We start from the raw sequence: 25,546 nt of genomic DNA on the forward strand, positions 1-25,546 counted from the left end.
CCGCGTGCTTCCCGACCGCGGGGCCAGGTTAAACGACGAGAGCAGAGCAAAGCCCACCGCTATATGAAGGCTACCGCTTTTGAAACAACCACGATTAGAGGGAAGACGCAAAGACCTACGCTACGGCATCAGTAGCGTAAAGTCCAATAGCGCCTCTCCCCCGCATGCGTCAAGCCGGGCGCCCCGTCCTACCCGGCCGCGGGCTCCGGGAGGGGGCCGGTGCTCGTGTCGCCGCGCAGCCGCTTGATGATCAGTTCGGCGCTGATCAGGCACATGGGGATGCCGATCCCCGGGACGGTGGAACTGCCCGCGTAGAACAGGTTCTCCACCCTGGCGCTCCGGTTCGAACCCCGGAAGAACGCGCTCTGCTTCAGGATGTGCGCCGGGCCGAGGGAGGTGCCGCGCCAGGCGTTGAGGTCGTCCGCGAAGTCCTGCGGGCCGTAGCTGCGTCGCACCACGATGCGCTCCGCGAGGTCGGGGATGCCGGCCCAGGCGGAGATCTGCCCGATCACGGCGTCGGCGATCTCCTCGACCCGGGCGTCTCCCCCGCCCGCCAGGCCGCCCCTGCCGATGGTGACGTCGGCTGGGATGGGCACCAGGACGAAGACGTTCTCGTGGCCCTCCGGCGCCACGGAGTCGTCGGTGGCGCTGGGGCGGCAGACGTAGAGCGACGCCGGCGAGGGCACGGAGGTCTCCGTCCCGAAGATCCGGCCGAAGTTGTCGCGCCAGTCGGTGGTGAACAGGAGCGTGTGGTGCTCGAGTTGCGGCAGTCCGCCCCGGACGCCCAGGTACAGCAGGAGGGCGCTCGGCCCCGGGACGCGCTTCTCCCAGTACTTCTCGGGATACGTCTGCAGGTCGTCCGGCAGCAGCGTGGTCTCGGTGTGGTGGAGGTCCGCGGCGGAGACGACGATGTCGGCGTCGATCGACGTCGTGGTGCCGAGCGCGCGGTAGGTCACGGACCGCACGCTCGCCGTCTGCCGGTCGAGCGGGGAGCGGCCGGTCGCCCGCGGGACGGTGTCGATCGCGACGGCGTCGGCTCCCGTGCGGATGTCCACGCCGGCCGCCACGGCCACGCGGCGCATGGCCTCGATGAGGGTGGTGAACCCGCCCATCGGGTAGAGCACGCCGTCGTCGAGGTCGAGGTGGCTCATCAGGTGGTACATGCTCGGGGCGTCGAAGGGCGAGCTGCCGAGGAACACGGCCGGGTAGCCGAGGATCTGCCGGATGCGGGGGTCGGTGAAGCGCTTCTCCACGAAGGACTGCAGGGGCTGCAGCAGCAGCGAGCCGATGCGCGGCAGGCGCTTCAGGACGTCGGGCCGGAGGAACGGCAGGAACGACTGGTAGGTGGAGTAGAGGAAGCGCTTCTTGGCGATCTCGTAGGCGTCCTCGGCCGAGTCGAGGTAGTCCGAGATCCGCTCCCCCGCGCCCGCCTCGAGGGACTCGAAGAGCTTGGTGACGGCCTCGCGGTCAGCGGGGACGTCGACCGTGTCCAGGCCGTCCTCGAACACCACGCGGTAGCCGGGGTCGAGCTTCACGAGGTCCAGCTGCTCCGCGGCGCTCGTGCCCATGAGTCTGAAGAAGTGGTCGATCACCTCGGGCATCAGGTACCAGGACGGGCCGGTGTCGAAGCGGAAGCCGTCCTGTTCCCAGGACCCTGCGCGTCCGCCCACCTGGTCGCGCTTCTCGAGCAGCGTGACGCGGTGGCCCTCCCGTGCCAGCAGGGCCGACGTCGCCAGTCCGCCGATCCCGCCGCCGATGACGACGACGTCCTGTGCGCCCACCCGGTGACGCTCGCTCTGCTGTGCGGTCATGCCGTCCTCTCCTGCGCGGTGGCTTCCGGTATCGCGCGACCGGTGAAGGCTTGCGCCAGGATGCGGAACTTCACCGGGTTGGGGACCCGGATGCGTGCGCGGAGCAGTTCGTCGGCCGGTGTGCGCCGGAGCCTGGCCGCGAGTTCGCTGAACAGCCCCTGCGCGAGGGCGACGGCGCGGCGCGGCGCGGCCGGCAGGCCGGGGAGCGCCGCGGCGGAGATCCGCAGGTCCGCGTCGATGTCGTCCAGCAACCGGATCTTGTCGGCCTCGCCGAAGCTGCCGGGGCGCACGCCGGGGAAGTAGCTGCGACCGAGGGTCGAGAAGTCCTCCGCGAGGTCCCGCAGGAAGTTGATCTTCTGGAAGGCGGCGCCGAGGTGCCGTGCGCCGTCCACGAGGACGGCGTCCTCCTCCGGGGTCACGGGGCGTCCGGCGAGGAAGACCCGCAGGCACATGAGCCCCACCACCTCCGCGGACCCGTACACGTACAGGTCGAAGGACTCCTGCGTGTGCTCGCGCTGCGTGATGTCCGCGCGCATCGAGGCGAAGAAGGGCCGCGTCAGGTCCGTGCCGATCCCCGTGCTCCTCGCCGTGGCCGCGAAGGCGTGCACCACGAGGTTGGCGCTGTAGCCCGTCGCCATGGCCTCCCCGGTCTCGCGTTCGAGCTCGTCGAGGAGCCGCTCCACGCCGGCGGGCGGGATCCCCGCTCCCGCGGCGGCGCCGTCGACGATCTCGTCGGCCACCCGGACGAGGGCGTACACCGCCTCGATGTGGGCCCGCGAGCCGCGGTCGAGGGTGCGCGCGGCCAGCCCGAACGACGTCGAGTAGCAGCGGATGACCTCGGCCGAGGTCCGGTAGGCGGCCGCGGTGTAGCGCGCGAGCGAGTCGTCGATACCCACTCAGCGCACCCGGTCCACGACGGCGGTGACCACGGGCGCGAGGGCGGTGCGCAGCGCCGGCGGCACCGCACCGGACTCGAGGTGCGTGCGGGCCCGGGAGGCGTAGTCCGCGGCGAGGCCGGCGGAGTAGTCCCTGGCACCGCTGTCGACGAGGATGCGACGGACGTAGTCGGCGTCGGCGGCGGACATGCCGGGGCTGCCGACCAGCGAGGAGATCCTGTCCCACTCCGGGCGCGCCGCGACGAAGGACATCAGCGCGGTGCGCTTGCCCTCCCGCAGATCGCCCCAGTTGGTCTTCCCGGTGCGCGTCTCGTTGCCGAAGACACCCAGCAGGTCGTCGGCGATCTGGTAGGCGATGCCGGCGTCCCGACCGAACTCGCCGAGCCGCACGATCACCTCCTCGTCCGCCTCCGCGAGGACGGCGCCGGCCTGCAGCGGTCCCTCGAAGGAGTACACCGAGGTCTTCAGGCGGGCCATCTGGACGATGTCCTCGAGCGGCGGCATGGCGGGATCGAGCGAGGACTCGATGTCGAGGAACTCCCCCGCGGCGGAGGCGAAGACTGCCTCGTCGAGGATGGTCCCGAGGCGGCGCCGCGTGATGGCCGGCGCCTCGACGCGCTCGAGCAGCCGGTAGGCGTTGGACAGGGCGAGGTCACCCGCGATCACGCCCGCCGAGAGCCCGACATGGCGGGCACCGTCGGGCGACATGCCGGCGCCCTCGGCGACGCTGCGGTAGTGGCCGGAGACGTTCGGGATGCCGCGGCGGACGAAGTCCCGGTCGATCACGTCGTCGTGCACGATCAGGGCGGTGTGCAGCAGTTCGAAGGCCGCACCCAGCTCGGCGGCGTTCTCGAGGTCGCGGCCGCCGAGCATCCGGTAGGCGGACATGACCATGCGGGGGCGGAACCGCTTGCCGCCCGCGGTGCATCGCTCGAGGGTCTCCCACAGCGCGTGGTAGCCGGGGCCGATCTTCGCCGCGCGGACCTTGGACTCCTCGAAGAACCGCCCGAGGGCATCCTCGACCTGCTCGAGCCCGGCGGGCTCGACCAGCAAGGTGTCCATGTCCATAGGTAAAGTAAACAACGGATAGGGCGCCCCTGACGAAATGCGGGGCGCAGGCAGCCGGACGGGCTGCCCGGCAGCGGCGGAACCGCCGGCCGGATCATGAGCGGATAAAGGGTGCCACGATGGCGAGCGAAGCAGGAACCACGCGGCAGGACGCGGCAGCCACGGGGCGGACGGGCCCGGAGACCGAGGTGGTGGTGCTGCTCGCCGAGGACGGCACGCCCGTGGGGACGCACGAGAAGTCGTCCGTCCACACGCTCGAGACGCCCCTGCACCTGGCCTTCTCCACGCACGTGTTCGACGACCGGGGCCGCATCCTCGTGACCCGCCGTGCGCTGTCGAAGAAGGCCTGGCCCGGGGTGTGGACGAACTCCTTCTGCGGGCATCCCGCCCCGGAGGAGTCCTTCGAGGACGCCGTGAACCGCCGGGCGGCGCAGGAGCTGGGCTTCACCGTCCGGGACATCCGGCCCGCCGTGCCCGATTTCCGGTACCGCGCGGTCGATGCGTCGGGCATCGTGGAGAACGAGATCTGCCCCGTCTACACCGCCATCGCGGACGGCGCCGTGGATCCCCTGCCCGAGGAGGTCATGGACTTCCAGTGGGTGGACGCCCCGCAGCTCGTCCGCGCGGTCACCGCGACGCCCTGGGCCTTCAGCCCCTGGCTCACGCTGCAGCTCCCCCTGCTCTACCCGCAGGGCGCCGACGGACCCGGCCCGCGCACGTCCGCCTGATCCCGGCGGCGGGCCCGGCCCGCCGCAGCCCCTAGGCTGGATGCGGCACCATTTCAACGACGAAAGAGAGTCCCACCATGGCGACACCCACGCCGACCCCCGACGACGTCGTCCTCGTCGGAGGTGCCCGCACACCCCTCGGGCGCCTCAACGGACAGCTCGCCTCCTTCACCGCCGTCGACCTCGGCGCGCTCGCCATCACGGCGGCGCTGGAGCGCGCGGGCGTCGACGCAGGCGCCGTCGACGCCGTCATCATCGGACACGTGGTCCAGGCCGGCTGCGGGCAGAACCCCGCACGGCAGTCGGCCGTGAGGGCGGGCATCCCCTGGAACGTCCCCGCCGTCACCCTGAACAAGGTCTGCCTGTCCGGTCTGACGGCCGTGATCGACGCCGCCCGGCTCATCCGCAGCGGTGAGGCCCGCGTGGTCGTGGCCGGCGGGCAGGAGTCGATGACGCGCGGCCCCCACCTGCTGCCGGGCTCCCGGCAGGGCTGGACCTACGGCTCCCTGCAGGCCCTCGACTCCGTGGCCCACGACGGCCTGACCGACGCCTTCGACGACGAGTCCATGGGCGCCTCGACGGAACGCGGGAACGTCCGGCTCGAGATCCCCCGTGCAGCACAGGACGAGGTCGCGGCGGCCTCGCACCAGCGGGCCGCGGCCGCGACCGACGGCGGCATCCTCGCCGAGGAGATCGTCCCGGTCAGGGTGCCGCAGCGCAAGGGCGACGACGTCGTCCTCACCAGCGACGAGGGCATCCGGCCGGCCACCACCGTCGAGTCCCTCGCGAAGCTCCGGCCGGCGTTCAACCCGGACGGCGCCATCACGGCGGGCAACTCCTCGCCCCTGTCCGACGGTGCCGCTGCACTCGTCGTGACCACGCGGTCCTACGCCGAGGAGGCCGGGCTCACCGTGCTCGCCGTCGTCGGGCGGCCGGGGCAGGTGGCCGGACCGGACAATTCGCTCCACTCCCAGCCCTCCGCTGCGATCCGGCAGGCCCTCGGCCGCGCCGGCTGGGCTGCCTCGGATCTCGATTTCGTGGAGATCAACGAGGCGTTCGGGTCCGTGGCCGTCCAGTCGCTCAAGGACCTCGACTACCCGCTGGAGAAGTGCAACATCCACGGCGGAGCGATCGCCCTCGGACACCCGATCGGCGCATCCGGAGCGCGTCTGGCCCTCCACGCCGCCATGGAACTGGCACGGCGCGGTAGCGGGAAGTCTGCCGTGAGCCTGTGCGGCGGCGGCGGGCAGGGCGAGGCGCTCCTGCTCTGGCGCTGACCGTCCCCGCATCGGGAGGCGCACGCGCTGACCGTCCCGCCCCGGGATGCAGAAAGAGCCCCGCTTCGCGAGAAGCGGGGCTCTTTCGTCCTGCGGCGGTCCGGGCGTGCCGGCCGCGGGTGCAGGGGTGTTACTTGAGGGTGACGGTGGCGCCGGCGGCCTCGAGGGCCTCCTTGGCCTTGTCTGCGGCTTCCTTGGTGACGCCCTCGAGGACGGCCTTGGGGGCGCTGTCGACAACGTCCTTGGCTTCCTTGAGGCCGAGCGAGGTGAGCGCGCGAACTTCCTTGATCACTGCGATCTTCTTGTCGCCGGCAGCCTCGAGGACGACGTCGAACGCGGTCTGCTCCTCTTCGACGGACTCGGCGCCGCCACCGGCGGGGCCTGCAACTGCAACGGCAGCAGCGGTGACATCGAAGGTCTCCTCGAACAGCTTTACGAAGTCCGAGAGTTCAATGATGGACAGTTCCTTGAAAGCTTCGATGAGCTCTTCGTTGGTGAGCTTCGCCATGGGAGGCGTCCTTCCTTTAGTGGTGCAAGCACCTTCAGTGTGTGGGGCGAAGCGAAACTAGTTCGCTTCGGTTGCTGCGGCTTCCTCGGTGGGAGCGTCCGCGGCGGGGGCCTCCGTGACGGCCTCTGCAGGAGCAGCGGCCTCCTCGGCTGCAGGAGCGTCGGCGTCGGCTGCAGGTGCAGTTCCGCTTTCCTCCTCGAGCTTGACGCGCAGTGCGTCGACCGTGCGGGCCAGGGCGGACATGGGTGCCTTGAGGACACCTGCCACGCGGGCCAGCTGGAGCTCACGCGACTCGAGGGCAGCCAGGGCGACGACCTCGGAGGCGTTGAGGGCCTTGCCCTCGAAGATTCCGGTCTTGATGACGAGCTTCGGGTTGGCTTTCGCGAAATCCGTGAGGCTCTTGGCTGCAGCGACGGCGTCACCCTTGATGAAGGCGATCGCGGTGGGTCCGGACAGCTGGCCGTCGAACGCGTCGATGCCCGCCTCCTTCGCCGCGATGCCGGTCAGGGTGTTCTTGACGACGGAGAACTTGTTGTCGTTGCCGAGGGCACGACGCAGGTCCTTGAGCTGAGCGACGGTGAGCCCGCGGTATTCGGTCAGGACAGCGGCGGTGGAATCCTTGAAATCGGTGGCGATCTCATCCACTGCAGAAACCTTTGTTGGCGTTGCCATAACCCTCCTTCCGGGGATATGCGCCGGCTTTCCAGCTCCCATAAAAAACGCCCCGCGCAGATGCACGGGGCTTTGCTCGACACGGGCGCGGGGCCGGTGGAGAGGAGCTTCGTATCACCTGCGTAGGCCGTCCCTGACGGGAACTTTCGGATCCTGATCCTTCTTCCGGTCGGCGCACGGATGCACCGGATGGAAGCGGAGGAGGATCGACCGACGGTCTTTGGTCCTTCAAGCGTACGCGACGCGGACGGACCGGCCAAATCGGGAGGGCTCGCCCGCTCCCCCGCTAGGACAGGATCTTCTGCCAGCCGGCGGTGCGGCCGGACGGAGCGAAGCCGAGTGACACGTTGACGGCGAGCATGAAGGTGTTCTCCTCGGCGTTCCACGTGTAGACGCGCCGGGCGTCCGGCCACTCGTCGAGGGTGCGCCGGAGATTGACCGCCTTCAGCCACATGCCGAGCCGGTGCCCCCGGTGCTCCTCGAGTACGAGCGTGTCCTCCTGGTACACCACGGCCGGCCTCGCACCGAAGCGCTCGAGGATGGTGTGCCCCACCAGCCGGCCCGTGGCGGCGTGGCGCACCGCGCAGACGAGGCTCGACGCACCGCCGGCGAGGGAGGTCTCCTCCTCCCGGCGGATGCGCCCGGCGTCCCACAACTCCTCCTCCTGCACGAACCCGCCGAGGGGAGGGTCGGTGCTCATCCGCTGCCGCAGGAGTGCGTAGTCACCGAGAAGGTCCTCCGGACACCGGTCCGTCCAGCCGAGAAGCGTGTACCCGTCCGACCCTGCCGCAGCAGCCCCGGACTCCTGCGCCGCCAGGCCGGTCGGGTCCTGTCGCAGCTGCTCCAGGTCGAGGACGCTCTGCCGGTCGACCTGGACCAGCTCGAAGCCCCTGTGCAGGGCGAGGACCGCCGAGGCGTCGTCGGCGGGAAAGCCGCCGGCCCCCGTGGGCGGGACGAGCGCCTGCCCCTCCTGCGCATCGTGGCCGTCGGCGCGCGCATCGCTCCAGGACATGATGACGCTCCTGCCGCGGGACGCGGCCTGCTGCTCCATGAAGGTGAGCAGCGCGCTCGCGACGCCCCGCCGCCGGTGCGAGGGCAGCACCTCGATCTGGAGATAGGCCGTCCGCAGGTTGTCGCGCAGCGGGACGCTGAGGCGGGCGTTCGCCACGATCCGCCCGTCCTCCCGGACGATCCCGAGGACGCGTTCGCGGTCCGGCGTCGGCTGCATCATGGCGAGGCGGTCCCGGACGTCGATCCGGAAGTCGTCGTGGCCCCAGAGGGCCCGTTCCACCTCGTTGCTGACGGCGGCACTCAGCGCGAAATCCCCGCCGCCGGGTGCGTCGAGGGTCGCCGGGATCGGGAGTCCGTCGATCGTGAGGGTCATCGGCCCAGCATAGGCACACTGATTGGGTTATCTCAATCAGTGCGCCTGTGCTGGGCACGAAAAAGCCCCGCGGCACAGGCCGCGGGGCTTCGTCGGGAGGTCTGCCTAGACGGCGAAGACCTTGGTGACGTTCGGGTCGACGGGGATGCCGGGACCGAAGGTCGTGGAGACCGTGGCCTTCTGGATGTAGCGGCCCTTGGACGCCGAGGGCTTCAGTCGGAGGATCTCCTCGAGCGCCGCAGCGTAGTTCTCGCCCAGCTTCTGCTCGTCGAAGGAGACCTTCCCGATGATGAAGTGGAGGTTCGAGTGCTTGTCGACACGGAAGTCGATCTTGCCGCCCTTGATGTCCGTGACAGCCTTGGCGACGTCCGCCGTGACCGTTCCGGTCTTCGGGTTCGGCATCAGGTTGCGGGGGCCGAGGATCTTGCCGAGCCGCCCCACCTTGCCCATGAGGTCGGGGGTGGCGACCGCTGCGTCGAAATCGGTCCAGCCGCCGGAGACCTTCTCGATCATGTCGTCCGAACCGACGAAGTCGGCGCCGGCCGCGATGGCGGCCTCGGCCCGGTCACCGGTCGCGAAGACCAGGACACGGGCGGTCTTGCCGGTGCCATGGGGGAGGTTCACGGTGCCGCGGACCATCTGGTCCGCCTTGCGGGGGTCCACCCCGAGACGGAAGGACACCTCGACCGTGGCGTCGAACGTCGACGGGTTGGTCTCCTTCGCGAGGACTACCGCTTCGAGGGGGGCGTACTGCTTGTCCGCCTCGATCTTCGCGGCAGCTCCCTTGTATGCTTTGCTGCGCTGTGCCATCTGCTTGTTCTCCTTATGCAGTCGTGGTCATCGGACCGCGCTGGGCCCTGCCACTCACGACAGCCCCGCGGGGCGGCGTCGTGCTGTGAAATGGTGGTGTGCCCTCGTCCGGCGGTGCCGGACACGGGCGGGTGGTGAGAGGCTGTCAGCCCTCGACCGTGATGCCCATGGAGCGGGCGGTGCCGGCGATGATCTTCGCTGCAGCCTGCACGTCGTTGGCGTTGAGGTCTTCCATCTTCATGGTGGCGATCTCCTCGACCTGGGCGTTGGTCAGCTTCGCGACCTTCACCGTGTGGGGCGTGCCCGAACCCTTGGCGACGCCGGCTGCCTTCTTGATCAGCTCGGCTGCCGGAGGGGTCTTGGTGATGAAGGTGAACGAGCGGTCCTCGTACACCGTGATCTCCACAGGGATGACGTTTCCGCGCTGGGATTCCGTCGCGGCGTTGTACGCCTTGCAGAATTCCATGATGTTGACACCGTGCTGGCCAAGCGCAGGACCGATCGGAGGAGCCGGGTTGGCGGCGCCTGCGTTGATCTGCAGCTTGATGAGGCCGGTGACCTTTTTCTTGGGGGCCATGAAAGGGTCCTTCTCTTGCATTGCGTTCCCGCCGGACAGGAGCGTCCTGCGGGGTGGTGGCCGTTCTGGCGTGACGGCCTGACGGCACTCCCCGGCCAAGCAAGCCGGGAGGCGCCGAAGCTTTACTGGATCTTGGTGACCTGGTTGTAGGAGAGCGTGACCGGGGTCTCTCGCTCGAAGATCGACACGAGCACGACGAGCTGCTGCGACTCGTGCTTGATCTCGGAGATGGTCGCCGGGAGGGTCTCGAAGGGACCCTCGTTGACGGTGACGGACTCGCCGACCTCGAAGTTGACGGTGGCCGGGGTGAACTGCGGCTGGACCGGCTTGCCCGACTCTGCGTCGGTGTGGACGATCGTGTGCTCGAGCATCGAGAACACCTCGTTCAGGCTCAGCGGCACGGGGTTGTGGGCGTTGCCCACGAAGCCGGTGACGCCCGGGGTGTGGCGCACCGCGCCCCACGACTCGTCGGTGAGGTCCATCCGCACGAGGACGTAACCGGGGATGCGCACGCGGTTGACGATCTTCCGCGTGGTGTTCTTGATCTCCACGACCTCTTCCATGGGGACCTGGATCTCGAAGATGTAGTCCTCCATGTCCAGGGTCTGGATGCGGGTCTCGAGGTTCGCCTTCACACGGTTCTCGTACCCTGCGTAGGAGTGGATGACGTACCAGTCACCCTCCTGGCGACGCAACTTGGCCTTGAAGTCGGCCACCGGGTCGGGGGCCTCCTCGGCGGGGGCGTCGTCGCCCTCCGGGGCTGCGGCCTCGTCGATGGAGCCTGCGGCCTCGTCGACGGCGTCCGTGGCAGTGGCCTCGATGTCGGCGTCGGCGGCATCGGACCCGTCGGCCTCGACGTCGTCCGCGAGGAGTCCGTCCTCGGCGGAGACATCCGTGGCGGAGGGGGCGTCGGAGTCCTCAGCAGGCACGTCGAGGTCGGAGGCGTCCGCCCCCACTCCGTACTCCTCGTTCTCCAGACCATTTTCGGGAGTGATCTGCCGTTCGAGTTCTTGCTCGGACACCTAGCCGCCTGCTTTCGAGAGTTGTCTTGCTTGCCTGTAATCGACCCGACACGTCAACAGCCCTGCCGGAGCGTGCATTCCTGCGGCCGGGATCAGCTGTCGCCGAAGACCCATACCGCGCCGGCCCCGAACAGGAGGTCCAGGGCGGTCACGATGAGCATCATGATGACCACGAAGACGAGGACGGTGATGGTGAACCGGACCAGTTCACGACGGGTGGGCGTGACGACCTTCCCGAGCTCCGCGAGCACCTGGCGGATGAACAGCATGATGCGTCCGAAGAACCCGCGTCGGGGAGCCTTCTTCTCGGCAGGGCTTCCCTTGGAGCTGCTCGCAGCCGTATCGGTCACCGTCAACCTCATCAATCTGTGTGGTGTTCCAGCCGGACCACCAGTGGCGCCCCCAGCTGATCATGTTTACCGCCGCGCGGGGCCTGTGCCTGCGCCGGGGCTTCGTGATCTGTTTCTGCCGTGCCTTCGCCAGCTTTCCGCGAAGGCCACGCGCAGGGCAGACAGGACTCGAACCTGCAACCTGCGGTTTTGGAGACCGCTGCGCTACCAATTGCGCCACTACCCTTTGGTTTTGAACACGTACTGCTTCCACTCCGGTAGCTCCCCGCGAGGGCACGAACCAGCGTGGTGTTTCAACACCGAGGATCAAGTCTACGCATTCACCGGCAGAACGTCGAACCGGGCCACCGGGCTGCTGTCCGGAAGCCTCGTCGCCGCAGTTCCCCGGCGCTGCGCCGCGTCACCTCCGCGCCACCTCCGCGTCACCGCCGGGCGGCCGATCGGGGCCGCCCGGGCCCCAGCGCCTAAGCTGGAGCCTGACAAGAGACCCTCACGGAACGGGACCCGATGAACGCGACGACCGATGACTCACTCCGCGCAGCACTCCCCCGGATCTCCCGGCGGATCGACTCGATCGCGGAGTCGGCGACGCTGGCGGTCGACGCGAAGGCCAAGGCACTGAAGGCCGCGGGGCGGCCGGTCATCGGGTTCGGAGCAGGTGAGCCGGACTTCCCCACCCCGGACTACATCGTGGAGGCGGCGATCGCGGCCGCACGGCAGCCGAGGTTCCACCGCTACTCCCCGGCCGGCGGCCTCCCGGAGCTCAAGCAGGCGATCGCCGAGAAGACCCTGCGCGATTCCGGCTACGCGGTGGATCCCGCCCAGGTCCTCGTGACGAACGGCGGCAAGCAGGCGGTCTACGAGTCCTTCGCGGGTCTGCTGGATCCGGGCGACGAGGTCCTCGTACCCACACCGTTCTGGACCACCTACCCGGAGGCCATCCGGCTCGCCGGCGGGGTACCCGTCGAGGTGTTCGCCGGCCCGGAGCAGGGCTACCTCGTGACCGTGGACCAGCTCGAGGCCGCCCTGACGCCGCGCACGAAGGTGCTCCTGTTCGTCTCGCCGTCGAACCCCACCGGGGCCGTGTACGGCGCCGACGCAGTCCGGGAGATCGGCGAGTGGGCCGCGGCGCGCGGGCTCTGGGTCGTGACGGACGAGATCTACGAGCACCTGACGTACGACGGCGTGCCGTTCACGTCGATCGCGACGGCTGCCCCGTCGCTCGGCGACAAGGTGGTGGTCCTCAACGGCGTCGCGAAGACCTACGCGATGACCGGCTGGCGTGTGGGCTGGATGGTGGGTCCGAAGGACCTCGTCAAGGCGGCCACGAACCTGCAGTCGCACGCTACGTCGAACGTGTCGAACGTGCCCCAGATGGCGGCGCTCGCAGCGGTCTCCGGGCCGCTGACGGCGGTCGACGAGATGAAGGTGGCCTTCGACCGCCGCCGCCGGGCGATGGTGTCCGCGCTGAACGAGATCGAGGGCGTCGAGTGCCCGACGCCGCACGGCGCCTTCTACGCCTACGCGGACGTGCGCGCGCTGCTCGGCCGCAGCTTCGACGGCGTCACCCCGGCGACCTCCGCCGAGCTCGCGACGCTGATCCTCGAGAAGGTCGAGGTCGCCGTCGTGCCCGGTGAGGCGTTCGGACCGAGCGGGTACCTGCGGCTCTCCTACGCGCTCGGGGACGAGGACCTCGCGACCGGCGTGGCCCGTCTCCAGGAGTTCCTGGCCTCGGCGCGCTAGTCCCGGCGCGGGCTCAGAGCAGCTTGCGCTCCGTGGCCCAGCGCGTGAGTTCGTGGCGGGAGGACAGCTGGAGCTTCCGCAGCACCGCGGACACGTGGGTCTCCACGGTCTTCACGGAGATGAAAAGCTCCTTCGCCACTTCCTTGTAGCTGTACCCGCGGGCGATGAGCCGCATGACCTCGAGCTCGCGGGCCGAGAGGCGGTCGAGCTCGTCGTCGACGGCGACCGACGCCGTCCCGAACGCGTCGAGCACGAACCCGGCGAGACGCGGTGAGAACACGGCGTCGCCCGAGGCGATGCGCTGCACCGCGTCGGTGATCTCCGGACCCGAGATGGTCTTGGTGACGTAGCCGCGAGCGCCGGCCCTGATGACGGCCACGACGTCCTCGGCGGAGTCCGAGACGCTGAGGGCGAGGAACCTGGACGTGGTGCCGCGCCGGGCGCAGCGGTGGATGACCTCGGCCCCTCCGCCTCCCCGGCCACCGGGCAGGTGCACGTCGAGGAGGACGACGTCGGGTGCCGTGGCCGTGATGACGGCTTCGGCCTCCTCCACCGTGGCGGCCTCGCCGAGGACGCGGATCACCGGACCGAGCGCTGCCCTCAGACCGGAGCGGAAGATGCCGTGGTCGTCGACGATCACCACCGTCACCGTCCCGGGCATCGCCGCCTCCGTCAGCGGGTCGTCGCTGTCCATCGATGTCCTCCCCCTGGCCGTCCTGCCGGCCATCCGTCGTGCGTGGTCCGTCGTGCGTGGTCTGTCGTGCCCGGTCCGACGTGCCCAATCCGGCGTGCCTGCGGACCGCGGCGCCGCCGCGTCCGTGCTGCCGCCAGCCTAGACGACGACCTCCGGCGGGTGGGGCGGACGGATCAGGCACTGCGGCGGACGGCGATGGGCAGCCGGAGCCGCACCTCGGTGCCGTCCTCGTCGCTGCGCAGGTCCGAGGACCCGCCATGACGCGCCATCCGGCTGTGGATCGATTCGCGGATCCCGAGGCGGTCCCCGGGCACGGACGCCGGGTCGAATCCGGGGCCGCGATCCCGGACGAAGACCTCGACGGCGTCGGTGCCCGCCTCGAGGTAGACGGACACCGCGACGCCCGCGTGTTTCGCCGCGTTCAGCATGGCCTCCCGTGCCGCCTGCGCCAGGGCGTCCTCCGCGGGCCCGAGGACGGCGTCGCCGACGGCCACGACGGCGACCGGGTGACCGTACAGGTCCTCGATCTCACCGGCCATGACGCGCAGCCGCTCGGCGAGGCTGCCCGGATCCCGCGCGGGATCCGCGAACAGCCACTGGCGCAGTTCACGCTCCTGTGCCCGGGCCAGGCGCAGCACGTCCGTCTCGGAATCGGCGCGGTTCTGGATGAGCGCGAGGGTCTGCAGGACGGAGTCGTGCAGGTGGGCCGCGATCTCCGCTCGTTCCGTCTCCCGCACGCGGCCCGCGCGTTCCCGCTCGAGATCGCGCCAGAACTTCAGGCCCCAGGGGGCGAGGACCAGCCCGACGCCCGCGAGGACGGCGAGGACGGCGACGAGCGTGGCGACCGTCAGGGTCCGTGAGCCGCTGCTGGACAGGGCGACGAGCACACCGACCACCACGAGCACGATGCCCGCGATCAGCCGCAGCGTCCCTCCGACCCGCCCGGCTCCTGCACGGTCCATGACCCTGGCACGGCGCACCTCGTCCAGCTGGGCCCAGGCCAGGGCGGCGCCCGTCGCCACGACGGCGATGGGCAGGAGGAACCCCCAGTTGACCTGGACGCCGAGCAGCTGCACCACGAGGACGGCCGCGGCCAGCAGCAGGGCGGTGCCGAACAGGATCTCGCGGCGGCCGGCGCTCATCGAGCGGTCGCGCCAGGAGTCGGCGTCGAAGAGGGCCGCGGTCCCGGGGCCGGCGGGAGCGAGCAGGTTCCGGGGCGACGCTCCCTGGGAATCACCCGCACCGCCCGCACCACCGAAACCGCCGAGGGCACCGGAGCCGCGGCCGACAGAACCGGCGCCTGGGCTACCCGAGGTGTCCAGACCTGCTGGGCTATCTGAAACGGCCGAGCCGGCAATGCTGACCGGGCTGACCGGGCTGACCGGAGTACCCGAACCACCTGGGCCGCCCGTGCCGGCTGCGTCGCCTGGGCTGCCGGGGCCGACTGGGCTGCCTGTGCTGCCCGTGCTGCCGGGGCCGACTGTGCTGCCCGTGCCGACTGCGCTGCCTGTGCTGCCCGTGCTGCCCGTGCCGACTGGGCCGACTGCGCTGCCCGTGCCGACTGCGCTGCCGGTAGTGCCGGTAGTGGTACCGCGAACGCCGTGCGGAGGGAGGGGCCCACGGCCGGACCCGGCGCCGGGTCCGGCGGGGCCGCCGATACCCGGGCCGCCACCCACACGGTCCATGAAGGCGGCGGGGCCGCTCTTCCGGCCCGCCTCGGCCGCCTTGTCCGCGGCGGTGGGTACGAAGATCCAGAGCCAGGCATACAGCAGGATCCCGGCACCGGAGGCGAGGGTCAGGACTGCCATACCCACGCGGGCCCAGGTCGGCGAGATGCCCAGGTGCACCGCGAGTCCGGCGCAGACTCCGGCGATCACGCCGTCGGATCTACGCAGCAGCGGAGGTCTCATAGCAACATCACAACATACAGAAGCCCCGAGGGGACCGCTCCCTGACAGGAATCAGGGCGTTCTCAGGGTTCAATCAGGGTCGGCCCCGATACCGCGCACCCGGCGCGGGAGGAAGCATGGAGGCATGACCTCAGCACCGAACCCAGGCGGGCCGTCCTGGCAGCAAGAACCGGCCGCATCCGATCCGACGGGGCAACCCACGTCGTCGTCGTTCTACCGCTGGATCCGCAGCCTCGACATCACCCGGACACCCGACCGCTGGTTGGGCGGGGTCTCCGGTGGTGTCGCCCGCCGCACGGGTCTGGACCTGGCCCTCGTCCGCGGACTGATCGTCGTCCTGGCGGTCTTCGGCGGAATCGGCGTACTGCTCTACGGACTCGCCTGGGCGCTGCTCCCGGAGCCCGACGGGCGTATCCACCTCGAGCAGGCCCACCGCGGATCGTGGACGTCCGGGCTCACCGGCGCGGCAGTCCTGGTCACGATCGGGCTGTGGGGTCCGAACGTGCCCTTCCGCGGGGACGGCGGCGGGCTCCTCTGGACCCTGTTCTGGATCGGCGCCGTCATCCTCTTCGTGTACTGGATCGTGAATCGCTCGAGTGGCGGCAAGGCTCCTGCCGGGACCCCGGACGGAGGCCCCCACGGCTTCGGCGGCGGTCCAGGCCGCGGCCCTGTCCCACCGACCGGACCGGGTTCCACCGGACCAGGCTCCACCGGACCAGGCTTTACCGGGCCCACCGGTGGATCGGGATCGAGTGGTGGATCGGGCCCGAGCGGCTTCGGAGGTCCGGCGGGTCCCGCGGGATTCCCCGGTTCCACCGGATCCACTGGTCCCACCGGATCCACTGGTCCCACCGGCTTCGGGGATCCGGCCGGGACAGCCGAGGATCGGACCGAAGCGTCCGGCTCGTCCCCGGGGAACGACGGGCAGGACCTGACGCAGGAGGTCACTCAGGACGTGACGCAGGAGGTCACTCAGGACGAGGACACCTATCGGACCGTCCCCCTGCCGTACCGGCCCGACACAGGAACCCGGGACTACACCCAACCGTACGAGCCGTATCAGCCCTACCAGCCGTACCAGGGCTGGTCCGGCGCCTCGGCCTACCCCGGCCCAGGGGTCCTCGACACCACGGCCCCTCCCATCAAGGCGCGCAGCATCGACACCTCTCGGTCCCGCCCCTCCGGACCCGCCACCGCGCTCCTCATCGGCGGTGCCCTGACGGTCGCCGCGATCGTCCTCGCGCTCGACTACACGAACGTGCTCGACGTCGCCGATCCGGCCGTCGTGGCGCTCGCGACGGCCGCGATCGTCCTCGCCCTCGGCGTCGTGGCGCTCGGCATCCGGGGACGCACCTCGGGGCTGGTCGGGGTGACGGCGGCCCTTGCGACCATCGGTGCGCTCCTCGCCTCGTTCACCGTGACCGGAGGGGCGTGGATCGTCGCCCAGGAGTCCAGGACCACCCCGACATCGCTGCAGGCGGCCTCCGACGGGTACAGCGTCCTGGTGGCCCAGACGACGATCGACCTCGCCGACCTGCCCAGGCCGGCACGCGACGTCGTGGTGCCGGTCAACTCGCTGGCGAGCGACGTCACCGTGATCGTCCCCGAGGACGTCCCTGTCGAGGTGCGCACCCGCATGGCACTCGGCAGCGCCGACGCCCAGGGGGCACCCTCGATCACCGACTCCGCGTCGCCGCGGTTCGAGAGCGACGGCGGCGTACTGCAGCTGAGCAGCAGTGAACTGAACCCCGACGCGACCGGCGCCGCCCTCATCCTGGAGGTGCGCGGAGCCCTGAGCGACGTGACCATCAGGACCACCCCGGGCGCCGACGCCGAGCCCACCCCCACCCCCAGCCCCGTTCCCAGCACCAGCACCAGGACCCCTGCAGGAGACACCCCATGAGCACCTCACTGACCCGGCCCAAGCGGCGGGCACGCGTCGTCACCATCGTCTGGGGGGCCGTGCTCCTCGCCGTGGCCGTCCTGCTGCTCGTCAGCCAGTTCGTCGCCCTGGCCATCGACCCGGTGATCGTCGCCCTCGGCCTGCTGGTCGGCGTCGGGCTCGCCCTGGTGGCAGGTGGCATCCTGTCACTACGGACACGACCCACGCCCGACGACCGCGACGACCTGCCGACCTACTGACCGCGGCACACCGGCTCCGACCGAGCGGCGTACCAGTTCCTCCCACGAAAGGCACACCATGGAATCCTTCTACCGCATCCTCCGCTCCTCCCCCCTCAAGCGGGCCCCCGGCGGCATCTTCGGCGGTATCGCCTCCGGCATCGCCCGGCAGTACGGCTGGCGCGTGAGCTACGTACGCATCGCGATGCTGCTGAGCTTCCTCCTCCCCTTCATCGGCCTCCCGCTCTACCTGGTGCTGTGGCTGCTGCTCCCGGCGACGGACGGCACGATCGTCCTGCAGAAGGTCATCGGCCGCTAGGGCTCCACGATCCGCGCGGTCGAGGGGGCATCCGCACACCGCGGATGCCCCCTCCGCCGTGTGACCTGCGAGGATGGAGAGCGTGCCGAAACCCACCGCCCGCCGGGCCCCCCGCCGGTTCCCCCGCCTGCTCATCGCGTCCTGTGCCTTCCTCTTCGTCTCCGGCTACTTCGTGGTCCGGTTCCCCGACGTCGAGGGTGCCGAGTACGCGTCCTACGGCTTCAACCTGCTGATCGCACTGCCGGCGTTCGTGGCGCTCATCCGTCAGTTCGGGGCGGCACGCGGGGCGGCGGCGCTCGTCGCCGTATCGGTCTTCGGCTACCTCATCGAGGGCTTCGGGGTGGCGACGGGCTACCCCTACGGCGAGTTCTACTACGGCGACCCGCTCGGCCCCACGATCCTCGGCCTCGTGCCGTACCTGCTGCCGCTGTCCTACGTCCCACTGGTCATCGGCGCTGTGGCCGTGGTGTCCGGGACGGGGACAGCCCTGCGCAGGATCGTCCTCGGCGGGCTGCTGCTGGTCGTCATCGACGGCGTCCTGGACCCGGGCGCAGCGGCGCTCGGCTTCTGGATCTGGCCGGGCGGCGGCCCCTACTACGGCATCCCGCTCTCCAACTACGCCGGGTGGCTCATCTCAGGGCTGATCGCTTCGGCGATCATGGTACGGATCGGCGGCCGCCGGCTCACCGAGGAACCCCTGCGGCCGGGACTGGTCGACAGCCTGCTCGTCTCCATGTTCCTGTGGCTGGGCGTGTGCGTCTTCTCGGGGCTCGTGTTCCCCGCCGTCCTGGCGACTGCCCTGATCGTCCTGCTCGTCCGGCGTCGCCTGCAGCTGGCAGGGACCGCGTCCACCGGACGGACGACGACGGAGCCCGTGGAAGCCGCTCCGCGCAGCTGAGGCCGGTCCCCGCCCCTGCAGTCCTCCGGTGAGCGCGGCGGCTACGCCGGACCGAGCCGGGCCAGGAGCTTCTGCGTGGACATCATCGCCCCGCCGAGCACGGCCGGCAGTCCTCCGCCGGGGTGCACCGACGCTCCCACGCGCCACAGCCACGGCCGCACGGGATCCGAGTAGGGCGGTACGTGGAACGGTCCGCTCATCCACGCGGGATGCACTGCTCCGTACAGGGCCCCGCCGGCCGAGCCCTGCTCGCCGAAGTAGCCGGGATCGAGGATCTCGTGGCTCCCGAAATAGTCCTCGATCGGCTCGGGCAGTCCCAGCACGCGCGTGGTCCTGTCCAGTTCGCGCCGCACGAAGGGGTCGTCCAGCGAGTACGTCTTCCCGTTGGCCGGTGCGGTGAGGAGCAGCGCGAGCGTGGCCGACGCGTTCGGGTACACCCCGTGCGCCGGGTAGTAGTTGGCGAACGCCATGGTCTGCTGCGGCTCGTCGCCGGCCTCGAGGCTCGCGTACAGCGCCGCGGGATCGTCCGGCATGATCACGCCGTGGCGGCTCGTCCCCTCGGGCAGCGGCCGGGTGAGGACGGCGTAGATGCCGACGGCGGAGCAGGTGAGCTTCCGCGGGGTACGGGGCGGGCGGCCCGTGAGCAGCCCGCCGAGGCGGTGGGCGTCGAGCGCACCGACGACGGCGTCGGCCGGGTAGGTGCCCGAGGCGGTGACCACCCGCCGCCGTCCGATGCGCTGGGCGGGCTCGCCCGTGCGGATCTCGACGCCGGCGTCGACCGCGAGCCGTTCGAGGGCCAGCACCAGTTCGTAGATGCCGCCCTCCGGGATCCAGACGCCGTCCTGCGCCATGATGGCGGGCATGCTCGCGTACAGGGCGGGCGTGCGGGTGGGGCTCACCCCGGCGTTGAGGGTGTGGATCGCGATGACCTCGCGCAGGCCGTCGGGCAGCCACGGCAGGCTGTCGAGGTAGCTGCGGGTGGTGAGTCTCCGGCCGTACAGCCTGCCCAGCCGGCTCAGTGCGGGGTAGGCCGACGGGTCGAGCGGTGCCGTGGTCAGCAGGCGCGACACGTCCCCGCCGAGGACGCCGTGCTCGGCGGCGAAGCGTGCCCACGGTCCGTGCCAGGGGTGGCCCTCGGGTACGGGCAGCGGGCACGCCTCGCCCCGGTGGTAGTAGGTGCCGACCTCCTCGAGCCGTTCGAGGCGGAGGTCCGCGATGCCCGCGGCGTCGGTGGGCCCGGACGAGGGTGCGGTCGGCGAAGCGGCGCCCGTCGCGGCGGTGGACGCGGATGCCCCGGTGGTGACGGCGTCCAGCAGCGCCAGGAGCTCCTGCCACACGCCCGGGAAGGTGAGGAGGGACGGGCCGGTGTCCATGCGCTGCCCCGCCACCTCGATGCGGCGGCTCTTGCCGCCGACGTGGTCCGCGGCTTCGAGCAGCGTCACGCTGTGGCCCGCGCGGCCGAGCAGCGCCGCAGCGGTGAGCCCGCCGATCCCGCCACCGACGACGACGACCCGGCTCATCGGTACAGCCCCAGCGTCAGCGCGACCACGAGCTGAACGCCCGCGACGGTGCCGGCGACGTACGGGAACGCGATGGAGTAGCGGTACAGCCGGTGCCCCGTCTCGGGGCGCGGGTCGCGGTACAGGCCCCACAGGAGCCAGCCGGCGATCAGGGCGTTCACGACGGCGACCGGGATGTTCACCAGCGCGAAGCACACGGTCGAGACGGCCCACCACGCGCCGCTCCAGGCGACGACGCCGCGCACGCCGAGCCGCACGGCCGTCGTGGTGATGCCCACTCCCCTGTCCTCGTCGATGTCCTGCACGGCGTCGTACGTGTGCTTCGCGGCGCTCCAGGCCATCAGGCCGAGCGCGGCAGCCCACACCGGGCTGTCACCGAGTGCGTAGGGGACGAAGACGAGCGGGAACGCGTAGGCGGCGTTGCTGATCGAATCGAGGTACGGCCGCGCCTTGAAGCGCAGGGGCGGGGCGGAGTAGAAGACGAAGACGAGCGCGTAGAGCGCGATCCAGGCGAGGGCCGCCGGCGGGAGGGTCAGTGCGAACCAGGCGAGGAACGGCACGTTCGTGACGAGGACGGCGAGCCAGATGGCACGGACCTCCGAGGCCCTGATGCGGGCGCCTTCGAGCGATCCCTTGCGCGGGTTGAGGGCGTCGGTGTCCTGGTCGAAGATGTCGTTGACGCCGTAGATGAGCAGGTTGAACGGCAGCGTGAGCCAGACCAGGAGCGCGAGTGCCTCCGCCTGCCAGAACGTGCCGGTGAGCCACATCCCGACGACGCCGGTGCCCAGGGTGTTGATCCAGAGGACGGGGCGGGAGATGTGGACCATGCGCAGCGCCGCTGGCGCAAAACCTGCCTGGGGCACTGCGGGCGTCCTCCTCGGACCGGCTGGGTGCGCATCGGACGGGCTCGAGCCCTCGTGCGCCGGACGGTCCCCAGCCTACGTGGTCGGCGGTACGCCCTCCGCCCCCGCCCTCGGGCCCGAGGGTCCGCCGTCGGACGGCGGAGCGGTGTGTGTCTAGAATCATAGTCGGGCCCGACGGCGTGCTCCTGATGGACCATCCATCTCCTCGTCCCACCTCCTCGTCAAAGGAACCCCACGCCATATGAAGATCGGAATCCTCACCAGCGGCGGCGACTGCCCCGGGCTCAACGCCGTCATCCGCGGCGCCGTGCTCAAGGGCATCAAGGTGCACGGGCAGGAGTTCGTCGGCTTCCGCGACGGGTGGCGCGGGGTCGTCGAGGGCGACGTCATCGACCTCCCGCGGCACGCGGTCCGAGGCATCTCGAAGCAGGGCGGCACCATCCTCGGGACGTCCCGCACCAACCCCTTCGAGGGCAAGGGCGGCGCTGATGCCATCCGCGAGAACCTCGACCGCCTCGGCATCGACGCGGTCATCGCGATCGGCGGCGAGGGCACCCTGGCCGCCGCCAAGCGGCTCACCGACCTCGGCCTCAAGATCGTCGGCGTCCCCAAGACGGTCGACAACGACCTCGACGCCACCGACTACACGTTCGGGTTCGACACCGCCGTCCAGATCGCCACGGAGGCCATCGACCGGCTCCGCACCACGGGCGAATCCCACAGCCGCTGCATGATCGCCGAGGTGATGGGCCGCCACGTGGGCTGGATCGCCCTGCACGCCGGCATGGCCTCGGGCGCCCACGCCATCCTGATCCCCGAGCAGCAGACGAGCATCGAGCAGATCGCCGAGTGGGTCTCGACGGCCAACGCGCGAGGACGTGCCCCCCTCGTCGTCGTCGCCGAGGGTTTCGTCCCCTCGCACATGGAGCAGGCCCACTCCGAACGCGGGCTCGACACCTTCGGCAGGCCCCGCCTCGGCGGCATCGCCGACCAGCTCGCGCCCGAACTCGAGGCACGCACGGGTATCGAGACCCGCGCCACGATCCTGGGCCACATCCAGCGCGGCGGCGTCCCGACGTCCTTCGACCGCGTGCTCGCCACGCGCCTCGGCATGGCAGCCGTCGACTCCGTGACGGACGAGCTGTGGGGCACCATGGTGTCCCTCAACGGCACGGAGATCGCGCACGTGGGGTTCGAGGCGGCGCTCGGCAACCTCAAGCGGGTCCCCCAGCACCGCTACGACGAAGCCGCCATCCTCTTCGGCTGAGCGATGGACCTCGATCCGGGCACGGTCTCGATCATCCAGCTCGCCTGGTCGCGCCTGCTCGGGCTCGACGACGGTGCGCTCGGCGACGGCGGCTCCGAACGCCTCTACAGCACGGACGACGACGCCTCCCTGCTGACGTTCGTGACCCTGTTCGGGCGGGAAGTCCTCAAGGGGCCGGCCTGGGCCGTCGAGGCAGGGCGGGGCCTCCCCGGGCCGGAGCTGCGGAGCGCCTCGACACTGCTGGCGCTCACCCGCGATCACGGGGGGCGGGCGCTCGGTGAGGCCCAGCTGTACTTCTGCGATGCGCTGCCGCAGTTCGACGGGCCGCCGGCCGTGGTCACGAGCGAGGCCGCCCTCGTCCGCGCACTCGAGCGCAGGTGCCCGCCGGATGACGTCGCCGAGGCGGAACTCGGCGGGGTGGAGTACCCGTTCGTGCTGGTGGACGGGAGTGCTGAGGCAGCAGATGTGCAGCCGACGCCGCTGGCGGGCGCCGGGTACGACATCTGGGAGGGCATCCTGGCCCACATCGCCGTCATCACACCCCCGGAGGAACGGCGCAAGGGCTATGCCGGACGTGTGGCCGCCGTCGCCGTCGAGGAGGCCATGGCCGCGGGCCTCGTGCCCCAGTGGCGTGCCAGGACCGACAACACCGCGTCCCAGCGGACGGCTCGCCGTGCAGGGTTCCTGTACGCGGGGACGCAGACCTCGGTGGCCCTCGGCCGGCGGTGAGCCCGGGCACGAGTCCGCACCGTAGGCCGGAGGGATCCGGCCCTACCCGCCGAACAGCCCCGTGAGGTCCGTCCGGCCGAACATCTCCGCGGCGGCACGGGCCGACGGCGTCCCGACGTCCGGATCGGCGCCCGCATCGACGAGGAGCCTCACCACCTCGGTGTGGCCCTTGAACACGGCACCCGCGAGCGGCGTCTGCCCCCGGTCGTTGGCCTGATCGGCGTCGGCGCCCCGGGCCAGGAGGTCACGGACGATCGCCGGGTGCCCGTTGTAGGCGGCGAGCATCAGCAGACTGTCCCCGGCGGTGTTCGTCAGCGTGAAGGGGACTCCTGCGTCGAGGTATCGCACCAGCGTCGCGGTGTCGCCCTGGCGGGCGGCGTCGAACAGGGCGTGGGCGAGGGCGATCGCGGCCGCAGCGCCGGCGTCGGACTGCGCGGCGTCCTGCGCACCGGTTCCCGGCACCACGCCATCCTCCTGTGGCGTGCCGCCGTCGTTCCCCGTGCTCATCGCGGGGCCTTCAGGAATCCCGTCGCGCGTCCGACCACCTGTCCGGCGTCGGGTGCGACGATGACCTCCTGGCCGGCGGCGTAGCGTTCCTCGCCGTCCTGGACGAGCAGGTCGGCCGAGGCGTCGACGGAGCGCTTGAGGACGGCGAGGGCGATCGGACCCATCTCGTAGTGATGGCCCACCGAGGTGACCCGGCCGACGGTGCGGTCCTCGCTGATCACCGGGCTGCCCACCGCCGGGAGGGTGTGCTGGCTCCCGTCGAGGTGCAGGAAGGTGAGCCGGCGGGGCGGATGGCCGAGGTTGTGGACCCGCGCGATCGTCTCCTGGCCCTTGTAGCAGCCCTTCGCGAGATGCACGGCGGTGCGCATGAGGTCGAGCTCGTGCGGGATGGTCTTCTCGTCGGTCTCGAACCCGGGCCGCGGCCGCCACGCTGCGATCCGCAGGGCCTCGGCGGCGAGCGAACCGGCGAGCGCCAGACCGGTCGACGCGACGGCGGCCTCGAGCCCGTCACGCGGCACGAGGTGTTCGAACCACGGCCGTTCGCGTCCGGGATGCGTGTCGCCGACGGTCGAGTAGGCGTGACCGCCCGCCCCGACCGTGGGCCACGGGTCCTCCCACACCACGCCGTCGCCGAGCTCAGGCACGCGGCGGGTGGCACCGACCACGGCCCAGGCGCCGGTGGCGTCGGTGACGTCGACGCGGAGCATGAACTTCATGCGCTCCAGGAAAGCGGTGAGCGCGGCGGCCTCGCCGCCCTCGGTGACGAGCCAGGTGGTGGTGCCGTCGTCCACGACGTGCGCTGCATGCTCGATGCGGCCCTGCACGGTGAGGAGCAGCGTCTCCGAGCTCTGTCCCGGCTGCAGTCCGAGGAGGAGCTGGGAGGAGAGCGTGTTGAGCCAGCTGAGACGGTCCGGCCCGGAGACCGTGACCACGCCCCGGTGGGAGAGGTCGACGACGGCCTGTCCGTCGGCCAGGAGGCGCTGTTCGCGGAAGGGGTCGCCGTAGTGGGATGCCACTGCGGTGTCGGCGCCGCCGCCCTCGACGGCACCGGGTCGGCTGAGGAGGGGGCTGCGCGGGGTCATGACGGTATAACGCCTTCCGGGCGGGACTATTCCGCGGTGGTCGTGCTGGAGGTCGTGCTGGAGTTCGTACTGGAGGTCGGGCGCCCGTGCGGGGCGCTCAGGACGCCTTCTTCAGGATGGCGGAGGCATGGGCCTCGAGGGAGTTGCCATCGGCCGCGACGTCCCAGCGCCAGTAGAGGTTGCCCTCCACCAGGCCGAACAGGCGCGTGGCCGCGGTGTACTCCTTGGAGTGCTGGCCGCGCATCACGAGGTCCGTGCTGAGCTGGATCTGCGGGCCCTTGATGCTGCCGTAGTACAGCTCCGCGATGCCTCCGGGGTGCACGATCGTCGCGGTGATGTCGAAGCCACCGGCATCGTTGCGGAACTGCTCCACCTCGTCGGCCGTCTTGAGCGCCGGCACGATGTCCGCGGGGCTCAGCCCCGGACCGACATCGGCGTCGTTGAGCTTGCGGTCGAGGGCCCAGAAGCCCGTCTCGACGGAGAGCGGCCGCAGCTGCGATCCCTGCTCGTCGATGAGCCAGGACTCGGCGCTGTACTGCAGGTAGGGCAGGCCGTTCTGCGAGAACGTGACCCGCTGGGAGAAACGCTCCGACTCGGCGGTACCCTCACCGAGCATCCCCGTCCCCTCCCAGGTTCCGAGGAGCCACGACAGCGGGACGAGCTCGGGCGTGAGGTCGGTGGGCAGGTCAATCGACATGGGGTCTCCCGGTCGGTCGGCTACTTCTGGCCCTTGTACAGGCGCGTGATGACAAGGGCTGCGAAACCTGCCATGCCGAGACCGGCGACGACC

The 25,546-nt window shown here is 70.7% G+C and carries 26 protein-coding genes and 1 tRNA gene; 9 read left to right on the forward strand and 18 right to left on the reverse strand.

Going from position 1 to position 25,546, the window contains the following annotated elements:
* Nucleotides 1-188: 188 nt before the first annotated feature.
* Genes crtI through V6S67_RS13445 form a run of 3 tightly spaced genes read right to left on the reverse strand, consistent with a single transcriptional unit; the run spans nt 189 to nt 3,769 of the window.
* Nucleotides 189-1,811, reverse strand: a complete 1,623-nt coding sequence (gene crtI, locus V6S67_RS13435; RefSeq protein WP_334210701.1) for a phytoene desaturase family protein — start codon at nt 1,809-1,811, stop codon at nt 189-191.
* On the reverse strand, nt 1,808-2,707 hold the full coding sequence (locus tag V6S67_RS13440) for a phytoene/squalene synthase family protein (RefSeq protein ID WP_334210702.1): 900 nt from the start codon (nt 2,705-2,707) through the stop codon (nt 1,808-1,810). The genes crtI and V6S67_RS13440 overlap by 4 nt, the downstream gene beginning before the upstream one ends.
* Entirely contained in the window at nt 2,708-3,769 is a 1,062-nt protein-coding gene (locus V6S67_RS13445; protein ID WP_334210703.1) for a polyprenyl synthetase family protein, read from the reverse strand.
* A 125-nt stretch (nt 3,770-3,894) separates the two neighbouring features.
* Between V6S67_RS13445 and idi the strand changes: the two genes are divergently transcribed.
* Nucleotides 3,895-4,503: an isopentenyl-diphosphate Delta-isomerase gene (gene idi / locus V6S67_RS13450; RefSeq protein WP_334210704.1), complete on the forward strand. Its 609-nt coding sequence runs from the start codon at nt 3,895-3,897 to the stop codon at nt 4,501-4,503.
* Between the two features lie 77 nt (nt 4,504-4,580).
* Complete coding sequence (locus V6S67_RS13455) at nt 4,581-5,780, forward strand: acetyl-CoA C-acetyltransferase (RefSeq protein ID WP_334210705.1); 1,200 nt, start codon at nt 4,581-4,583, stop codon at nt 5,778-5,780.
* A gap of 130 nt (nt 5,781-5,910) precedes the next feature.
* On the opposite strand, the gene rplL is transcribed toward V6S67_RS13455, so the two are convergent.
* From rplL to V6S67_RS13495, 8 genes are all read right to left on the reverse strand, one after another.
* Nucleotides 5,911-6,288: a 50S ribosomal protein L7/L12 gene (gene rplL, locus V6S67_RS13460; RefSeq protein WP_334210706.1), complete on the reverse strand. Its 378-nt coding sequence runs from the start codon at nt 6,286-6,288 to the stop codon at nt 5,911-5,913.
* 57 nt (nt 6,289-6,345) lie between these two features.
* A complete protein-coding gene (gene rplJ, locus V6S67_RS13465) occupies nt 6,346-6,960 on the reverse strand; it encodes a 50S ribosomal protein L10 (protein WP_334210707.1) in 615 nt (204 codons plus the stop codon).
* Nucleotides 6,961-7,246: 286 nt separating this feature from the next.
* Nucleotides 7,247-8,344, reverse strand: a complete 1,098-nt coding sequence (locus V6S67_RS13470; RefSeq protein WP_334210708.1) for a GNAT family N-acetyltransferase — start codon at nt 8,342-8,344, stop codon at nt 7,247-7,249.
* 105 nt (nt 8,345-8,449) lie between these two features.
* A complete protein-coding gene (gene rplA, locus V6S67_RS13475; protein ID WP_334210709.1) occupies nt 8,450-9,154 on the reverse strand; it encodes a 50S ribosomal protein L1 in 705 nt (234 codons plus the stop codon).
* A gap of 145 nt (nt 9,155-9,299) precedes the next feature.
* Nucleotides 9,300-9,731: a 50S ribosomal protein L11 gene (rplK, locus tag V6S67_RS13480; protein WP_087030133.1), complete on the reverse strand. Its 432-nt coding sequence runs from the start codon at nt 9,729-9,731 to the stop codon at nt 9,300-9,302.
* Between the two features lie 122 nt (nt 9,732-9,853).
* Nucleotides 9,854-10,753, reverse strand: coding sequence for a transcription termination/antitermination protein NusG (gene nusG, locus V6S67_RS13485; RefSeq protein WP_334210710.1), 900 nt, complete (start codon nt 10,751-10,753; stop codon nt 9,854-9,856).
* A 92-nt stretch (nt 10,754-10,845) separates the two neighbouring features.
* Nucleotides 10,846-11,103 carry a preprotein translocase subunit SecE gene (gene secE, locus V6S67_RS13490; protein WP_334210711.1) on the reverse strand — a complete coding sequence of 86 codons (258 nt, stop codon included), beginning with the start codon at nt 11,101-11,103 and terminating at the stop codon, nt 10,846-10,848.
* Between the two features lie 153 nt (nt 11,104-11,256).
* Nucleotides 11,257-11,329 (reverse strand) — tRNA-Trp (locus V6S67_RS13495).
* 281 nt (nt 11,330-11,610) lie between these two features.
* Between V6S67_RS13495 and V6S67_RS13500 the strand changes: the two genes are divergently transcribed.
* On the forward strand, nt 11,611-12,846 hold the full coding sequence (locus tag V6S67_RS13500) for a pyridoxal phosphate-dependent aminotransferase (RefSeq protein ID WP_334210712.1): 1,236 nt from the start codon (nt 11,611-11,613) through the stop codon (nt 12,844-12,846).
* Nucleotides 12,847-12,859: 13 nt separating this feature from the next.
* Here the strand turns inward: V6S67_RS13500 and V6S67_RS13505 are convergent, their stop codons facing one another.
* The gene (locus V6S67_RS13505; protein ID WP_334210713.1) at nt 12,860-13,540 is read right to left on the reverse strand and encodes a response regulator transcription factor; all 681 of its coding nucleotides are present in this window, start codon (nt 13,538-13,540) and stop codon (nt 12,860-12,862) included.
* A gap of 173 nt (nt 13,541-13,713) precedes the next feature.
* Entirely contained in the window at nt 13,714-15,450 is a 1,737-nt protein-coding gene (locus V6S67_RS13510; protein WP_334210714.1) for an ATP-binding protein, read from the reverse strand.
* A 124-nt stretch (nt 15,451-15,574) separates the two neighbouring features.
* On the opposite strand from V6S67_RS13510, the gene V6S67_RS13515 reads away from it, so the two are divergent.
* From V6S67_RS13515 to V6S67_RS13530, 4 genes are all read left to right on the forward strand, one after another.
* Entirely contained in the window at nt 15,575-17,353 is a 1,779-nt protein-coding gene (locus V6S67_RS13515; protein WP_334210715.1) for a PspC domain-containing protein, read from the forward strand.
* Nucleotides 17,350-17,592, forward strand: coding sequence for a hypothetical protein (locus tag V6S67_RS13520; protein WP_334210716.1), 243 nt, complete (start codon nt 17,350-17,352; stop codon nt 17,590-17,592). The genes V6S67_RS13515 and V6S67_RS13520 overlap by 4 nt, the downstream gene beginning before the upstream one ends.
* Nucleotides 17,593-17,650: 58 nt before the next feature.
* Nucleotides 17,651-17,890: a PspC domain-containing protein gene (locus V6S67_RS13525; RefSeq protein WP_334210717.1), complete on the forward strand. Its 240-nt coding sequence runs from the start codon at nt 17,651-17,653 to the stop codon at nt 17,888-17,890.
* A gap of 82 nt (nt 17,891-17,972) precedes the next feature.
* Nucleotides 17,973-18,788, forward strand: a complete 816-nt coding sequence (locus tag V6S67_RS13530) for a carotenoid biosynthesis protein (protein ID WP_334210718.1) — start codon at nt 17,973-17,975, stop codon at nt 18,786-18,788.
* 41 nt (nt 18,789-18,829) lie between these two features.
* Here V6S67_RS13530 and V6S67_RS13535 read toward each other — a convergent pair whose 3' ends face one another.
* Both V6S67_RS13535 and V6S67_RS13540 read right to left on the reverse strand, forming a co-directional pair.
* Entirely contained in the window at nt 18,830-20,308 is a 1,479-nt protein-coding gene (locus tag V6S67_RS13535) for a phytoene desaturase family protein (RefSeq protein WP_334210719.1), read from the reverse strand.
* The gene (locus V6S67_RS13540) at nt 20,305-21,171 is read right to left on the reverse strand and encodes a UbiA family prenyltransferase (RefSeq protein ID WP_334210720.1); all 867 of its coding nucleotides are present in this window, start codon (nt 21,169-21,171) and stop codon (nt 20,305-20,307) included. Before V6S67_RS13540 ends, V6S67_RS13535 begins: the two co-directional genes overlap by 4 nt.
* Before the next feature lie 241 nt (nt 21,172-21,412).
* Here V6S67_RS13540 and V6S67_RS13545 point away from each other — a divergent pair, with 241 nt between their 5' ends.
* Nucleotides 21,413-22,438, forward strand: a complete 1,026-nt coding sequence (locus V6S67_RS13545) for a 6-phosphofructokinase (protein WP_334210721.1) — start codon at nt 21,413-21,415, stop codon at nt 22,436-22,438.
* 3 nt (nt 22,439-22,441) lie between these two features.
* Entirely contained in the window at nt 22,442-23,167 is a 726-nt protein-coding gene (locus V6S67_RS13550; protein ID WP_334210722.1) for a GNAT family N-acetyltransferase, read from the forward strand.
* Between the two features lie 42 nt (nt 23,168-23,209).
* Here V6S67_RS13550 and V6S67_RS13555 read toward each other — a convergent pair whose 3' ends face one another.
* From V6S67_RS13555 to V6S67_RS13565, 3 genes are all read right to left on the reverse strand, one after another.
* Nucleotides 23,210-23,674, reverse strand: a complete 465-nt coding sequence (locus V6S67_RS13555; protein WP_334210723.1) for an ankyrin repeat domain-containing protein — start codon at nt 23,672-23,674, stop codon at nt 23,210-23,212.
* On the reverse strand, nt 23,671-24,756 hold the full coding sequence (gene ygfZ, locus V6S67_RS13560) for a CAF17-like 4Fe-4S cluster assembly/insertion protein YgfZ (protein WP_334210724.1): 1,086 nt from the start codon (nt 24,754-24,756) through the stop codon (nt 23,671-23,673). Before ygfZ ends, V6S67_RS13555 begins: the two co-directional genes overlap by 4 nt.
* A 97-nt stretch (nt 24,757-24,853) precedes the next feature.
* Nucleotides 24,854-25,453: an FABP family protein gene (locus tag V6S67_RS13565; RefSeq protein WP_334210725.1), complete on the reverse strand. Its 600-nt coding sequence runs from the start codon at nt 25,451-25,453 to the stop codon at nt 24,854-24,856.
* Nucleotides 25,454-25,546 lie beyond the last annotated feature (93 nt).

Origin of the sequence: Arthrobacter sp. Soc17.1.1.1 (assembly GCF_036867195.1) — a bacterium.
GTDB lineage: Bacteria > Actinomycetota > Actinomycetes > Actinomycetales > Micrococcaceae > Arthrobacter_D.

What these genes read in the sequence shown, in the direction of transcription:
- crtI (WP_334210701.1), bottom strand. Translation starts at nt 1,811, where the DNA reads ATGACCGCACAGCAGAGCGAGCGTCACCGGGTGGGCGCACAGGACGTC.
- V6S67_RS13445 (WP_334210703.1), bottom strand. Translation starts at nt 3,769, where the DNA reads ATGGACACCTTGCTGGTCGAGCCCGCCGGGCTCGAGCAGGTCGAGGAT.
- idi (WP_334210704.1), top strand. Translation starts at nt 3,895, where the DNA reads ATGGCGAGCGAAGCAGGAACCACGCGGCAGGACGCGGCAGCCACGGGG.
- V6S67_RS13455 (WP_334210705.1), top strand. Translation starts at nt 4,581, where the DNA reads ATGGCGACACCCACGCCGACCCCCGACGACGTCGTCCTCGTCGGAGGT.
- rplL (WP_334210706.1), bottom strand. Translation starts at nt 6,288, where the DNA reads ATGGCGAAGCTCACCAACGAAGAGCTCATCGAAGCTTTCAAGGAACTG.
- rplJ (WP_334210707.1), bottom strand. Translation starts at nt 6,960, where the DNA reads ATGGCAACGCCAACAAAGGTTTCTGCAGTGGATGAGATCGCCACCGAT.
- V6S67_RS13470 (WP_334210708.1), bottom strand. Translation starts at nt 8,344, where the DNA reads ATGACCCTCACGATCGACGGACTCCCGATCCCGGCGACCCTCGACGCA.
- rplA (WP_334210709.1), bottom strand. Translation starts at nt 9,154, where the DNA reads ATGGCACAGCGCAGCAAAGCATACAAGGGAGCTGCCGCGAAGATCGAG.
- rplK (WP_087030133.1), bottom strand. Translation starts at nt 9,731, where the DNA reads ATGGCCCCCAAGAAAAAGGTCACCGGCCTCATCAAGCTGCAGATCAAC.
- V6S67_RS13500 (WP_334210712.1), top strand. Translation starts at nt 11,611, where the DNA reads ATGAACGCGACGACCGATGACTCACTCCGCGCAGCACTCCCCCGGATC.
- V6S67_RS13505 (WP_334210713.1), bottom strand. Translation starts at nt 13,540, where the DNA reads ATGGACAGCGACGACCCGCTGACGGAGGCGGCGATGCCCGGGACGGTG.
- V6S67_RS13510 (WP_334210714.1), bottom strand. Translation starts at nt 15,450, where the DNA reads ATGAGACCTCCGCTGCTGCGTAGATCCGACGGCGTGATCGCCGGAGTC.
- V6S67_RS13515 (WP_334210715.1), top strand. Translation starts at nt 15,575, where the DNA reads ATGACCTCAGCACCGAACCCAGGCGGGCCGTCCTGGCAGCAAGAACCG.
- V6S67_RS13520 (WP_334210716.1), top strand. Translation starts at nt 17,350, where the DNA reads ATGAGCACCTCACTGACCCGGCCCAAGCGGCGGGCACGCGTCGTCACC.
- V6S67_RS13525 (WP_334210717.1), top strand. Translation starts at nt 17,651, where the DNA reads ATGGAATCCTTCTACCGCATCCTCCGCTCCTCCCCCCTCAAGCGGGCC.
- V6S67_RS13535 (WP_334210719.1), bottom strand. Translation starts at nt 20,308, where the DNA reads ATGAGCCGGGTCGTCGTCGTCGGTGGCGGGATCGGCGGGCTCACCGCT.
- V6S67_RS13545 (WP_334210721.1), top strand. Translation starts at nt 21,413, where the DNA reads ATGAAGATCGGAATCCTCACCAGCGGCGGCGACTGCCCCGGGCTCAAC.
- V6S67_RS13550 (WP_334210722.1), top strand. Translation starts at nt 22,442, where the DNA reads ATGGACCTCGATCCGGGCACGGTCTCGATCATCCAGCTCGCCTGGTCG.
- V6S67_RS13555 (WP_334210723.1), bottom strand. Translation starts at nt 23,674, where the DNA reads ATGAGCACGGGGAACGACGGCGGCACGCCACAGGAGGATGGCGTGGTG.
- ygfZ (WP_334210724.1), bottom strand. Translation starts at nt 24,756, where the DNA reads ATGACCCCGCGCAGCCCCCTCCTCAGCCGACCCGGTGCCGTCGAGGGC.
- V6S67_RS13565 (WP_334210725.1), bottom strand. Translation starts at nt 25,453, where the DNA reads ATGTCGATTGACCTGCCCACCGACCTCACGCCCGAGCTCGTCCCGCTG.